We start from the raw sequence: 13,631 nt of genomic DNA on the forward strand, positions 1-13,631 counted from the left end.
ATCGCTGGCAAGCCAGCTCCCACAAGGCCCGCGTTGCTCTTTCGAACGATCCAATTCTAGGAGGCCCATATGCAAATCTCCCTCAACGGCAAGCGCGCCATCGTCAGCGGCTCCACCGCCGGTATCGGCCTGGCCATCGCCATCGGCCTGGCCGAGGCGGGGGCCGAGGTGGTGCTCAACGGGCGCAGCCAGGCCCGGGTCGATCAGGCCCTGAAGCAGGTACGCGAGCGCGTGCCAGCGGCGCGGATCATCGGCGTTGCCGCCGATCTCGGCACTGCCGAAGGCGCCCGGCAACTGTTCGAGCAGGTGCCGCAGACCGACATCCTGGTCAACAACCTGGGCATCTTCGAGCCCAAGGGATTCTTCGAGATCAGCGACGAAGACTGGCAGCGTTTCTTCGAGGTCAATGTGCTCAGCGCGGTGCGCCTGTCGCGGCACTACGCGCCGGGGATGAAGGAGCGCAACTGGGGGCGGGTGCTGTTCCTGTCCAGCGAGTCGGCGCTGCAGATCCCGACCGAGATGGTCCATTACGGCACCACCAAGACCGCCCTGCTGGCGATCTCCCGTGGCCTGGCGGAAACCCTGGCAGGCACCGGGGTCACTGTGAACGCGGTGTTGCCGGGACCGACCCGTTCCGAAGGCGTGGGCGATTTCTTCGGCGCGATGGCCAAGGAGCAGGGCGTGTCGACGGCGGAGCTGGAGGCCAGCTTCATCGCCGAGCACCGGCCCAGCTCGATCATCCAGCGCCTGGCGACGGTGGAGGAGGTGGCCAACCTGGTGGTGTACCTGGCATCGCGGCAGGCCAGTGCCACGACCGGGGCGGCGATGCGGGTGGATGGTGGGGTGGTCAGGTCGATTGCCTGAAAAATGTGCTGATCTTGAGGGCCCTATCGCTGGCAACGCCAGCTCCCACAAGTTATGCGTGCACCGCAGAACCTTGTGGGAGCTGGCGTTGCCAGCGATGAGGCCAGTGAGAGCATCACAGGTCCCGGTTCAACCCGAACTTCTTCTTCAGCACCTTCTGCAACAACCGCGACGGCAGCAGGTTCGCCAGCAACGGCAGCGCCCGGCTGCCATTGCCCAGCCGGACCAGCCCCGGCACCGGCGACTTGCGTACCGCCGCCAGCACCCCGGCGGCAAATTCGCTGGCCGGGGTCGGCCGGTCCTGGGAGGCGCGGGCGCGGGCCTTGACGCTTTCGCGCAATGGCCACCAGGCCGATTCCGCCGTCAGCACCTGCTCGGCTTCATGCCCGGCATTGTTGGCGAAACTCGACTGGATCGCCCCCGGCTGCACTTCCATCACCTGGATGCCGAACGGCGCCAGCTCCAGGCGCAAGGCATCGCTGAGGGCATGCACTGCTGCCTTGGAGGCGCAGTAGGCGCCGGCGAACGGTGTCACCAGCACGCCGGACACGCTACCGATGTTCACCACCAGCCCACGGCCGCGACGCAATGCCGGGAACAGCGCGCGGGTCACGCCGACCACGGCGAAGACATTGGTTTCGAACTGCCGGCGCATGGCTTCGACACCACCATCCAGCAATGGCCCCATGGCACCGTAGCCGGCGTTGTTGACCAGCAGGTCCAGGCCGCCATGGGCCTCTTCGATGGCCGCAGCCAACTGCTGCAGGGCCTGGGCGTCGTTGACATCCAGCGGCCATGCGCGGAACCCGGCAGCGCTCAGTTTCTCCACGTCGGCGGGTTTGCGCGCCGTGGCCCAGACGGTATAGCCGGCATCGCGAAAGGTGTCGGCCAGGGCGCGGCCAATGCCGCTGGAACAACCGGTGATCAGTGCGACAGGCATGGTGCACGGTCCTTCGTGGCGAGGAGGAACGAGCGATCATACAGGAACCACCTGTCGATCAGCGCCCCACGCAGGTGCGGAACAGGGCAATGAATCCCCCGGACCTGCGCGGCACCACAGCAGCGCTTTGCCGATTTGGCAGCGACGCGGGCGGTGGCAGGCGTCGACGAGGCGCCGGCTTGGTCACCAGTGCAGCCCTGGCGGCCGCGCTCCGTTGCTGATGGACCTCGTCGGCGCTCATCCCGCTGTCGTGCATGGCGAAGATCAGGTTCAGCACTTCATCGTTGCCGTAGTGCTCCCGGGTCTGGTCCCATAAGTCGTTGTCCTGGAGGTACTCGATTAGCCGGTTCTTGTCGCCGCGAAAGCGTTCGACCATGTCGGCGTATTCTTCCGGGCCGCTGACCGGGTCGAGGCGAAGCCTCTCGGCAAAGTCCCGGGATTGTTCGATGGGTTGATAGCTCACATTGCCGGCACCGGGTGCCAGGCTGTTCAGCCAGCCAGCGACCTGCTCGACGGCGGCAGGCGGTTTGTAATGCCCCGAATGGTTGTCGAACAGGACCTGCCCGTTGCTGCCCCGCTTGATCAGACCGGCGAACAGCGGCAAACCCATGTCGGGCTGGATGCCCATGTGCTGGAAATTGGTATTGGTGAACAGGCGCAGGGTATCGCTGCGGTCGCGGAACAGGGCGACCGGGCTGCCGTCTTCGCTCAGCGACCAGTCTGGCGTCCGCCCGGCAAGCGCCTGCATGCCCCGGCCATAGACCGTGCCCGTGCCGCTGAAAGTCTGAGCGTCGGCGTTCCAGCGCAACTCTTCATACCAACCGGTGCCGATGTGCTTGGCCATCGGATCGATGACGTCGCCCAGCAGCGTTTCCACCGGAATTTTCACTGTGCCCTGGTGATCGGTGAAATCCAGTGGTCGATTGCCGACCATCCGATAGAGGTTGGCGCCATCGACATAACCCGCCGGGTCGGGGCTCAACCAGCGCTGCAACCAGGGCGCGTAGTAGCGTTGACCGTAGTAGTAGAGGCCGCTGGCGTCGCGCTCCTTGCCCGCGTAGCGGCGGTACTTGTAGCGCGCCTGGCTGCTGCTGGCCGCCGCCCACCAGGCAGTGCCGCCGAACGGGTAGTAAAACTCCTGGCTCAGCAACGTGGCCTGGCCGTCCAGTTCGAGGGTGTGAGAGCCCAGTTGATCGCGCAGCTGGTAACGCTGTTGGTCGTTAGCCATCCTGCTCGGCAAGCCCTGTTCCCAGTGGAGGATCTCGACGCTCTCGCAGCGGATGACCTGCAGCCGTTCATTCGTGGCCTCGTCGCGGCGCAGTTCCAGGCCCGGCAGGTAGCGCGCCTCGCCGACCAGGGTGCGTCCCGAGGCCAGGCGCTGGCTCAGCTTGCGCAGGCGGTTGCCGTCGCCATCGTGGGTGTAGCACTCCTGATCGTCCACGCCCTGGTCGCGGCGCACCGTGGTCAGTCGTTCGAGGCGGTTGCGCGGGTTCCAGTCGAGTGCCTGGCCCGGTTGCAACTGGCGCAGGTTGCCGGCGGCATCGAAGGCCTGGTCGAAATCACCGTGACGCTGCGCATCGTCCAGGGCCAGCGCGCGATTGCTGTCTGCAGCGACCACTAGCGTTCGCGTGTATTCGCGGCTGCCGAGATGGCGCAGTTGCCTGAGGTTGCCACTGGCGTCGTATTCATAGTGCTGGCGGTAATTGCTCAGCCGTGACGGATCGCCGGGCAAGGGTTGCAGTTCCGGCAGGCCGGCACCGGGGAGGGCGTCGATGAATTCATGACCGCTGGCCTCGACCAGTTGGTAAAGCGTGTCATGGCGATAGGTGCTGCGCGGTTCGATGCGCTGGTTGGCGAAGTACCGAACCGATCGGGCGTGGTCGACGATCTCCAGGGTGTTGCCGACCGGGTCGTGCTGGTACTCCAGGTCCAGCAGCGCGGCCTGGCCGGGCAGGCCCGCGCACAACCGTGACAGGCGTCCATTGGCAGGATCGCGGGTGTGTTGGGTGATCACGCCGTTGCCAGTGGTCTGGCTGGCGACCTGGCCCCAGACGTCGTAGACGATATCGGTCAGCAGCGGCGTAGGCGCGTCGGCGTCGGCCAGTTGCACGGCGAGCAGTCCGGGACGACCGTCGAGGGTGTGGCTGAACAAGGTCCGGTTATCGCAGGCATCGCGGCGCGAGCGCAATTGGCCCGTGGCGTTGTAGTGTTCGAGGGTGGTGAAGCCGGCGCCGCTTTCCAGCAGCAGGTCGCGTTCGTCGCTGGCCAGCGGCCAATCCACCGGGTCGAGGGACTCGAGAAAATGCCGGGTCTGGTGTTGCACCGCGCCGCCCAGGGCGTAGCCGGACAGGTGCAAGGTGCCGCCCGGATCGTCATGGCGCAGCAGGCGGCCGCACTGGTTGTGCTTGGCGAACGTGGCATCGGCAGCGGCGTATTCGAAGTGCTCGCTGATGCGCTCGGCGCCCTCGGCGGCGGTCTCGCCGATCTCCAGCGGGCGCAGCCGTGCGTCATAGCGCAGGCGCCAGTGACTGCCGCGAGCATCCCAGGTCGACAGCGGCAGACCGGTTTCGCCAGGCAGGTGCAGTTTCCAGCCGGCATCCATGCTCTCGCCGAGCAGGGCCCGACCCGACAGCCCGTGAATCAGCCGCAGGTAGGTCAGCCCCCGGGAATCCTGGCTGGCGTGCAAGTGACCCGCAGCATTCCAGGCATGCCGCTCGATGCGCGCCTCGGCGATTTCGTCGGCCAGTTGCCGGCAGTAGCCGACCGCGCGCAGCGTCAGGCCCCGCGGGTCCACCACGACTAGAGTGGGCGTTGCGCTGTGCGGCGAGGCGGCTCTGCTCATGGCGCGGTCTCCAGCGGGCAGGCGCCCGCAACGCTTCAGTACAGCTGGTGCAGCGCTTTGCGTATCCCGGCCAGACTGATCGCGTTCATCACGCTGGGCTTGCTGCTGCTGGGCAGGAGGATCTGCGCCGGCAGGTCACGGGCGCGTAGATTGCCGAGCAGGCGGGTCACTGCGACGTCCTGGCTGGTGGCGCTGTAATCGTCGATGTCGAATTCGTAGAAGATGAACTGCGGGAAGGCCGGCGCCCGCTCGCGGATCAGGGCTTGCAGTTCGAGGCTGAGTGGGCAGGTGGCGGAACTGACGAGGATCATCCCGGGGGTATCGCGTTCGTCGCTTTCCAGCAGGCAGGCCAGAGCGTCGATTCCTTTCAGGCGGCGGGTGTCCATGGCTGACTCCTTTTTGAGCCGTGATGGACTTTATTGAATACCCGCCGCACTCATCGCGAAACTGACAAAAATACTAGTTCGCAAAACTTCCTTGCAGATGCTCGGCGCGGAACTCGAGAGTCTGCGCACGGTAGCCGGGACGCAGCGGCGGCAGTGGCAGGCAGTCGCTCCAGTCGGCGCCGGCCTGGAGTTCGCCGGGGCCACGGTAGCGCGGGGCCGAGTAGGTGTTCTCGGCGAGGTTGACGCTGTCGCCGGGCGCGTAGGCGGCGACGCGCCAGTGCAGTTCGGTCAGTGGCACGTCGTTGCCGTTGTTCATCCGCACCCGCAGCGGCCGTCCGCCGGGGCAGTCCTGCGGGGCGTAGTCCAGGCGCAGTTCGAGACGCGCCAACTGGCGTGCTTCACGGTTGTCCAGCCACACCACCCAGGCCCCGACCATGACCAGCCCGATCAGTGCCGCCAGCGACACCGGCAGGGCCTTGGCCGGATAGCGCAGCAGCAGGACCAGCCAGGTCAGGATAAGCAGGATGCCGATGATCATGGTCGATGCCCCGGGAAAGACGATCCTGCGATCCTAGCGGGCGCATGGGGCGCTGTCATGTCTGGTGGCTGCCGGGCCGGCATGACCGGCGTCGCCCGCACCTGACATTTCTGCTAGCTGTGCCTGGGCGGCAATGCCGTTATGTTGGTCCGATGCCGATGCGCCGAAGGACTCGTTGCCATGCCTGCCGCCATTCATGCCTTGACCCCGACGCTGGCCGTCCAGGACCCGCGTGGCCTGGCCCTGCGCGAAGTGGCTTACTGCCGGGCGCTGGCGAGCGAGCCGGCTGAACGGCGTGTCCGGGGCAATCGTCACGATGCCGTCGGGCATTGTGTGGAACAGCGGGATCCGCGGCTATGGGCACTGCACGAGCAGGACGGCACGACACCGGCCAACCTGCGTCAACGCTATTCGCTGTCGGGGCGCGAGCTGAGTCGTGACAGCGTCGATGCCGGCTTTGCCTGCAACCTGTTCGGCGAGGCCGGGCAGGGTGTCTGGTTCGAGGACGGCAAGGGCAACCGTCGCCAGCGGGAATATGACGCCTTGCTGCGGCCGCTGGCCGTGCATGAGCAGCAGGCTTGCACTGAGCGCTACAGCTACGCCGACGCCACGCCCGAGCATGCCCTGGTCAATGCCTGCGGACGGCTGCTGCGGCATGACGATACGGCAGGCAGCCGGGCGTTCGAAGGTTATGCACTGGGTGGTGGCGTCAGTCGCGAGGCTCGTCGTTTCTGCCTTGTCGCGGACAGCCCGGACTGGCCTGTGCCGATCGACGAACGGGAGGCCTTGCTGGAACCCGAAGCCGCCATCAGCCGTTGGCGACATGGTCCCCTCGGCGAGGTGCTGGAGCAGACCGATGCCGCCGGCCATCGCCAGGTCTTTGCCCTGACGGTTGCCGGGACGCTGCGTGAAATCAGGATTCGCCTCGGCCAGGGCGCAGAGCAACGGCTGCTGGACAGTGCCCGCTACAACGCCTGGGGCCGGATGGAAGAAGAGCGTCTCGGCAACGGCGTGGTTATCCAGCGCACCTACCGCGAGGAAGATGGCCGACTGCTGCGCCTGCATGCACGGCGGGCCGACGGTGAAATGCTGCAGGACCTGCACTACGGTTACGACCCGGTGGGCAACGTGGTTTCCCTGGAGGACCTGGCCATCCCGGTCCGCCATTTCGCCAACCAGCGTATCGAGCCGCGTTGCGAGTATGCCTACGACAGCCTCTACCAGCTGCGCGAAGCCAGTGGCTGGGAAGCCGGCGCGGCCAGTCGGGGGCCGGGGTCGCTGCTCGATCCGGGGGCAGTCGGCAACTATCGGCAGCGGTACCGCTACGATGCCGCTGGCAACCTGCTGGAACTGACCCATATCGGCGCCCAGGCCCATGGTCGCACCCTGGTCGCGGAGCGGCATTCCAATCGTTGCCTGGCGCAGGGCGAGGACTTCGCCGGCGGCTTTGACGCCAATGGCAATCTGCTGCGCCTGCATCCCGGTGTGGCCCTGTCGTGGAACCCGCGCAACGAACTGCGCGAAGTCAGGCCGGTCACCCGCGAGAGCGGCGTCGACGACTGGGAGCGCTACCTCTACGACGCTGCCGGGCAGCGTGCGCGCAAGCTCGGCTCGGCCGAGGCGGCCAGGCGCACCCACACCCGGGAAGTGCGCTATCTGCCGGGGCTGGAGCGGCATCGAAACAGCCGCGAGCAGTTCGACGTCATGCTGATCCAGGCCGGTACTTGTAGTGTGCGGGTCCTGCACTGGCACACAGGTCTTCCCGACGAGGTTGCGCAGGACCAGTTGCGCTATGCCTTGGCCGACCATCTGGGCTCCAGCAGTCTCGAACTGGACGCCGATGCCGTACTGATCAGCCACGAAGTCTTTCATCCGTTCGGCAGTACCGCCTGGTGGGCTGCTCGCAACGAGATCGAGGCGGGTTACAAGACCGTGCGCTATTCGGGCAAGGAGCGCGATGCGACGGGGTTGTATTACTACGGCGCGCGCTACTACCGGACGGATTGGCAACGCTGGCTGAACCCGGATCCGGCGGGAGAGGCGGATGGGCTGAACCTGTATTGCATGGTCGCAAATGCACCGGTCAATCGTCGGGATGCAGATGGGTTGCAGGGCTTCGATGTGATGGATGATGTCGAACAGGACATGGTCAACACCGGCGATAAAATTCTTGTTTCGGGGCTGGATAACTTCACGCCGGAGTTGCGTGGCAAGTTCCGCAATGCCGCTTCGGAGGGGTTCAGGTGGGCGCAGGCCGTGCAGAAAGGACTCGATGGGCGTCACCGTGGGCGGACTTTCGAAGCGGCGATGCGCTCGACTTTCGGCGCGGAAAGCCTGGGGGACGGTGCCGCGCAGGAGTGTTTGAAAATGGACCTGTGGCGGACCATGGGACAGGTCGGACGTTATCTGAAGGCGTTAGGCAAGAACGAAGGCTGGAGATTGGTTCTGGCCGAGCTGAATGACCCGGACGAATTGGCCGCCACACTGACATCTCATGTCGAGGGACGTGGCGGACGGATTGCAATGGGGACCAGGATCGCTGGCGCCGAGCCGATCGACCTCGCGGCCATCCTGTTTCATGAAGCCCTGCATGCCATGAACAGGGATCACCAGCATGTTCCCAACGAAAACGATGTCCTCGACTACTGGGATGACTTTCCAAAGCTGGGGAGCACGGGAACGCCGGCGCAGCGAGCGGTCGCCGTGCATGAAAGACTCGCCTACAGGGCGCGGAAAGGACCACGCGAATCCAGGATGCCGGGCTCGATGAAGCCTTGGTACCGGCGCCTGGTCAATACAGGTGCCCACGAGCTCGGCTTGCCGAAACCACGCGGTTTGAGACAGCGCAAGGAGTACTTCCGCAAGCATCCTGCGATTCGCTACAAGGTCATGTTGCATAACGCGAATACGCTTTCCGATTTCGCCTCGGCATTCCACAAGGCCCGGCGGCAATGACCGGGTCCCTGCATGCCCAGGCTCGATTACCGCTGCCTCTACGACGCTGCCTGCCCCGTGCAAGCCGGCACCTGGAGCGTGCGGATTTACAGGTTTACCCGGTGACTGCACCACATCAGCCGGATCAGGGGCTGATGTGGTGCTGCGCAGTTGCTTACTGCGCGATGGTCTTGATCGACACCCCGCGTTCGATCGGCGTCGAGCGCCCGTAGATGTCCTCGAAGCGCTCGATATCGTCTTCGCCCAGGTAGCTGCCGGACTGCACCTCGATGATCTCCAGCGGGATCTTGCCCGGGTTGCGCAGGCGGTGGATCGAGGCGATCGGGATGTAGGTGGACTGGTTTTCGGTGAGCAGGAAGACGTTCTCGTCACAGGTCACTTCGGCGGTGCCGGAGACCACGATCCAGTGCTCGGCGCGGTGGTGGTGCATCTGCAGCGAGAGGCTGGCGCCCGGCTTGACCGTGATGTGCTTGACCTGGAAGCGCCCGCCCATGTCCACCGAGTCGTAGGAGCCCCACGGCCGGTACACCTCGCAGTGGTTCTGGGTTTCGCTGCGGCCCTGGGCGTCGAGGGTGTTGACCAGTTGCTTGACCCCCTGAACCTTGTCCTTGTGGGCGATCATCATGGCGTCCTTGGTTTCCACCACGACGATGTTCTCCAGGCCGATCACCGAGACCAGCTTGCCGTTGCCGTGGATCATGCAGTTGCGGCTGTCCTGCACCACCACGTCGCCCTTGGTGACGTTGCCGTTGTCGTCCTTGGGGTGCACGTCCCACAGCGACGACCAGCAGCCGACATCGCTCCAGCCGGCGGACAGTGGCACCACGCAGGCGCGCTGGGTCTTTTCCATCACCGCGTAGTCGATGGAGTTGTCCGGGCAGCAGGCGAAGGTGGCTTCGTCGATGCTCACGCTGTCGCCGTCTTCCGCGCTGCGTTCGAGGGTCAGCAGGCAGGTGTCGTAGATGTCCGGGTCGTGTTTTTTCAGTTCTTCGAGGAAGCGGCTGGCGCGGAACAGGAACATGCCGCTGTTCCAGAAGTAACCGCCGGCCTGGACGAATTCGCGGGCGCGTTTTTCATCGGGTTTCTCGACGAACTGGGCGACCCGGCTGACCCCTTCCGGCAGCAGCGCATCCTGGCTGGAGCGGATGTAGCCATAGCCGGTTTCCGGCTTGGTCGCGGGGATGCCGAACAGCACCATCTCGCCGCGCTCGGCGGCCACGGTGGCCAGGGCCAGGGCGCGTTGCAGGGCCTTCTGATCATCGATCACATGGTCGGCCGGAAGTACCAGCATCAGCTCGTCGCGGCCTTCGTTGACCAGCTTCATCGCGCTCAGGGCCACCGCCGGCGCGGTGTTGCGGCCGAAGGGCTCCATGAGGATGGCCTGGGTCTCCAGGCCGAGCGTGGTCAGTTGCTCGTTGACGATGAAACGGTGGTCCTTGTTGCACACCACGATGGGTGCGTCCATGCCTTCGAAGACCAGGCGCGACAGGGTTTGCTGGAACAGCGTGTGGTCACCGGTAAGGGCGAGGAACTGCTTGGGGAACTGCTTGCGCGACAAGGGCCACAGGCGCGAACCGTTACCGCCGGACAGGATGACTGGAATCATGGTTGTGCTCTCCGAATCTGAAAGTTGGGCAGTAGTGGGTTAGCGGGTCGCGACCGGGCGCTTGACCCAGACCGGCGACAGGTTGCCGGCAGAGCCGGTGACGTAGAGCACGGCAGCTTCGCCGCGCTCGAGGGCGACCGGTTTCAGGTCGCTGACTTTCTTGTCGCCTTCGAACAGCGCCAGGTCGACCTTGACCGGGTTGATCTCGCGCTCGCCGCGGCCGGCGGCGGCCACCGGCTTGACCACTTCGGTCTTGCCGTCGGCGGTCTTCAGGGTCAGGGCCTGGTCACTGAGGTTCTGCACCCGTACCAGGGATTTCTGCTTGTTGCGGAACGGCGGTTCTTCCACCAGTTGCGGCTTGCCGTTGGCGTGGTTAACCAGGGTGTAGTAGTGGTCGGCGGCCAGCTTCACCGGCAGGCTGGCGCTGCCGACCTTGGCGCTGTAGTCGCCTTGCGGCATGAAGCTGAAATCGCTGCTGGCCTGGGCGCCGACCTGGTTGATCGGGGTGTTGCCGACCGTCGCCGAGACCGGCTGGCTGGCAGCGTTGTAGACGCGCACGAAGGTCGAGCCTTTCGGCGCGCTCGGGCCGTACAGTGCGGCGTCGCCGCCGGCCCAGGCTTGCAGCGAGGCGAGGGTGAGGCCGGCGGCGAGGGCGCAGGCTTTGGCGATACGGTGCTTGGACGTGTGCATGTGCATTTCCTCTTAGTGTTCGGTCCGGTTGGACGTCAGGGCCAGCTCTTGATTGGCGTTGCGGGTTTTCTTCAGTTGCGCGATCCATTGCGGGTCGAAGCCGCTGAGGTCGTTCTTGATTGGCAGATAACGCTCGGGGAACTCCCACACCACCAGTTGTGGCGGGCTGTTCTTGAATTCGTCGCCTTGCAGGTACTTGAGCATCGGCAGGATCGGGCCGTGGCCGTCCTCGGCGTAGTTGGCCACGTCGCTGTGCAGGGCCTGCTGCAGCGCGCCGAGGAAGTTCCAGTTGGGGTTGGCGCTGTAGCTGGTGCCGACCAGGGCCACCGGGATCTGCTTGTCGGCGAACAGGCCATCGCCGTCGCTGGAGGCGTTGTCGTCGGCAGCGCGGGTGCTGCGCTTCTGCAACTGGTCCGGCTTGGGCAGCAGGTTGCTGAACAGCGGGTCGAGGGGCAGGAAGTTGGTCAGATCGCCCTTGTATGGCGCCCGTTCCTGGTTCTCGGTGATGAAGGTCTGCGGCGTGCCGCTGAGCAGGGTCTGGCGGGCCACGGCCTCGGCCAGTTGCTGGGCGGCGACTTCGGCACCCATCGGCGTCCAGTGGCTGTCGGTACGCAGGAACACCTGGCCACGGGCCTTGGCCGCTTCCAGCGGGCCGAACAGGTCCGGGGCGAAAATGTTGGCCTGGCGGGCCTGGGCGTGGAAGCTGTTGTAGAGATCGTCATGCAGACTGGCCGGGGCTTGCTCGCCGAGGTACTCGGGATACACCCGGGCCTTGGCCGGAACAATCGCCAGCACCAGCTCGACGCCATGCTCGCGCAGGGTGTCGCGTACGCCGCGCAGCAGCGCCAGGTTCTCCGCCTGGATGCCCTCGGCGTTGGCCGTCGGCTTGAACTCCTCATCGCTGAACAGCCACTGCTCGCGGCCCAGCACGACACCTGGACGGCCTTCGTTGAACAGCTTGAAGTCCAGTGCCGCCCACAGGTTGGTGCCGATGCGCTTGAGCGGGAACTGCTCGTCGTAGTGGGTCTCGGCGGCCTTGGCCAGCTTGCCGTCGAGCAGGCTCATCTGCGCCGTGCGCTGGAAGCCGCCAAGCCCGCCGAGGGACCAGATGCCCAGCGCCGTGAGCAGGGCGAGGAACAGCAGCGAGTAGAGAATGCGTAGTGATCGGGTCATGGTCGGCTCGCTCAGAACTGGAAGTAGAGGAAGGGCGAGTAGCTCTGCGCCGAGAGCTTGAGGATCGACGCGACGAACAGCAGCAGGACCAGCACGCGGGTCGCATACAGGCTCCAGTCGAGGCTGACGCTGCCATCGTTGTGCACCACCACCGGGCTGGCCTTGGCGGTCGGTTTGGCGTTGCGGTAGAAGTCGCGCAGGCCGAACCAGGCCAGGGTGATGTAGGCCAGGATCAGGGTCGCCACCTGCAGGCCGGTGAGGCTGGCGCGGTTGAGCTCGGAGAGGTTCCAGTCGCCGAGGCTGAACATGGCGGCGTACATGCGTCCGGCCACGTGCAGGTTTTCGGCGCGGAAGATCACCCAGCCGATGACCACGAGAAGGAAGGTGAAGGCCCACTTGATCGGGTTGAAGCGCTGCGGGTTGGTGTCCAGGCCCAGGGCCCGTTCGATCGCCAGCCACAGGCCATGCCAGGCGCCCCAGATGATGTAGGTGAAGTTGGCACCGTGCCACAGGCCGCCCAGCAGCATGGTGAGGAACAGGTTGCGGTAGGTGGCGAGGGTGCCGCCGCGGTTACCGCCGAGGGTGATGTACAGGTAGTCGCGCAGCCAGGTCGACAGGCTGATGTGCCAGCGCCGCCAGAACTCGGTGATCGACTGGCTGATGTACGGCTGCTTGAAGTTCTCCATGAAGCGGAAGCCCATCATCAGGCCCAGGCCGATGGCCATGTCGCTGTAGCCGGAGAAGTCGAAGTACAGCTGTGCGGTGTAGGCCAGGGCGCCGAGCCAGGCATCGCCGGTGGTGGGGTTTTCCAGGGCGAAGCAATGGTCGGCGACCACTGCCAGGGTGTCGGCGATGAACACCTTCTTGATGAAGCCCTGCATGAAGCGGGTGCAGCCCTCGGCGAACTTGTCGACGGTGTGGGTGCGGTGGTTGAACTGGTCGGCCAGGTCCTTGAAGCGCAGCACCGGGCCTGCGATCAGGTGCGGGAAGATCGCGACGAAGGCGGCGAAGTCGATCAGGTTGCGGGTGGCCGGGGTGTCGCCGCGGTACACGTCGATGATGTAGCTGATCGACTCGAAGATGTAGAACGAGATGCCGATCGGCAGCAGCACATGGGTGAGGATGAACGGCTCGAGGCCGAACGACGCCATGATCGCGTTGATGCTGTCGACGCCGAAGTTGGCGTACTTGAAGTAGCCGAGGATACACAGGTCGACGGCCACGCCGAGCAACAGCCAGCGCTGGGCCGGCTTGGTGCGTACGCCGGCGGCGCCGACCTTGAGGCCGATCCAGTAGTTCCACAGGGTGACCCCGGCGAACAGGGCGAGGAAGTCCACCCGCCACCAGGCGTAGAACAGGTAGCTGGCCAGCAACAACAGCAGGTTGCGGTAGCGTTGGCCGCTCAGGTAGTACAGGCCGAGGAAAACCGGCAAAAACAGGAACAGGAACACGTTGGACGAGAAGACCATCCCGGTTCTCCTTGTTGTTCAGCATCCGGGGCAACAGCGCCCCCCAAACCCCCCAGCCGTTGGGCCGGGGGAAACCGATGAATCAGTGCTACTGCGGTCCCTGTGGGAGCTGGCTTGCCAGCGATGAAGCCGGCAGGTTCAGCCAAGGTGTTCAGTCGGGCCCCATCG

Annotated in this window: 10 protein-coding genes; 2 read left to right on the forward strand and 8 right to left on the reverse strand. The window is 65.3% G+C overall.

Annotation, left to right across the window (positions count from 1 at the left end; translation table 11 throughout):
* Nucleotides 1–69 precede the first annotated feature (69 nt).
* Nucleotides 70–864, forward strand: coding sequence for an SDR family NAD(P)-dependent oxidoreductase (locus tag ACODSK_RS30425; protein WP_489021532.1), 795 nt, complete (start codon nt 70–72; stop codon nt 862–864).
* Nucleotides 865–979: 115 nt separating this feature from the next.
* On the opposite strand, the gene ACODSK_RS30430 is transcribed toward ACODSK_RS30425, so the two are convergent.
* From ACODSK_RS30430 to ACODSK_RS30445, 4 genes are all read right to left on the reverse strand, one after another.
* Nucleotides 980–1,804: an SDR family oxidoreductase gene (locus ACODSK_RS30430; protein ID WP_489021534.1), complete on the reverse strand. Its 825-nt coding sequence runs from the start codon at nt 1,802–1,804 to the stop codon at nt 980–982.
* A 58-nt stretch (nt 1,805–1,862) separates the two neighbouring features.
* A complete protein-coding gene (locus ACODSK_RS30435; RefSeq protein ID WP_489021536.1) occupies nt 1,863–4,646 on the reverse strand; it encodes an RHS repeat-associated core domain-containing protein in 2,784 nt (927 codons plus the stop codon).
* 35 nt (nt 4,647–4,681) lie between these two features.
* Complete coding sequence (locus ACODSK_RS30440; RefSeq protein ID WP_489021538.1) at nt 4,682–5,032, reverse strand: hypothetical protein; 351 nt, start codon at nt 5,030–5,032, stop codon at nt 4,682–4,684.
* A gap of 73 nt (nt 5,033–5,105) precedes the next feature.
* Nucleotides 5,106–5,570 carry a multidrug transporter gene (locus ACODSK_RS30445; RefSeq protein WP_489021539.1) on the reverse strand — a complete coding sequence of 155 codons (465 nt, stop codon included), beginning with the start codon at nt 5,568–5,570 and terminating at the stop codon, nt 5,106–5,108.
* 180 nt (nt 5,571–5,750) lie between these two features.
* Here ACODSK_RS30445 and ACODSK_RS30450 point away from each other — a divergent pair, with 180 nt between their 5' ends.
* Nucleotides 5,751–8,525, forward strand: coding sequence for an RHS repeat domain-containing protein (locus tag ACODSK_RS30450; RefSeq protein ID WP_489021541.1), 2,775 nt, complete (start codon nt 5,751–5,753; stop codon nt 8,523–8,525).
* Between the two features lie 154 nt (nt 8,526–8,679).
* Here the strand turns inward: ACODSK_RS30450 and ACODSK_RS30455 are convergent, their stop codons facing one another.
* Genes ACODSK_RS30455 through ACODSK_RS30470 form a run of 4 tightly spaced genes read right to left on the reverse strand, consistent with a single transcriptional unit; the run spans nt 8,680 to nt 13,463 of the window.
* Complete coding sequence (locus ACODSK_RS30455) at nt 8,680–10,131, reverse strand: mannose-1-phosphate guanylyltransferase/mannose-6-phosphate isomerase (RefSeq protein ID WP_489021542.1); 1,452 nt, start codon at nt 10,129–10,131, stop codon at nt 8,680–8,682.
* A gap of 39 nt (nt 10,132–10,170) precedes the next feature.
* Nucleotides 10,171–10,827, reverse strand: a complete 657-nt coding sequence (locus ACODSK_RS30460; RefSeq protein WP_489021544.1) for an alginate O-acetyltransferase AlgF — start codon at nt 10,825–10,827, stop codon at nt 10,171–10,173.
* A gap of 6 nt (nt 10,828–10,833) precedes the next feature.
* Nucleotides 10,834–11,994: an alginate O-acetyltransferase gene (locus tag ACODSK_RS30465; protein ID WP_489021546.1), complete on the reverse strand. Its 1,161-nt coding sequence runs from the start codon at nt 11,992–11,994 to the stop codon at nt 10,834–10,836.
* Between the two features lie 11 nt (nt 11,995–12,005).
* Complete coding sequence (locus tag ACODSK_RS30470; RefSeq protein ID WP_489021548.1) at nt 12,006–13,463, reverse strand: MBOAT family O-acyltransferase; 1,458 nt, start codon at nt 13,461–13,463, stop codon at nt 12,006–12,008.
* Nucleotides 13,464–13,631: the final 168 nt, after the last annotated feature.

The sequence above is a fragment of the Pseudomonas sp. FG98 genome (genome assembly GCF_057808595.1).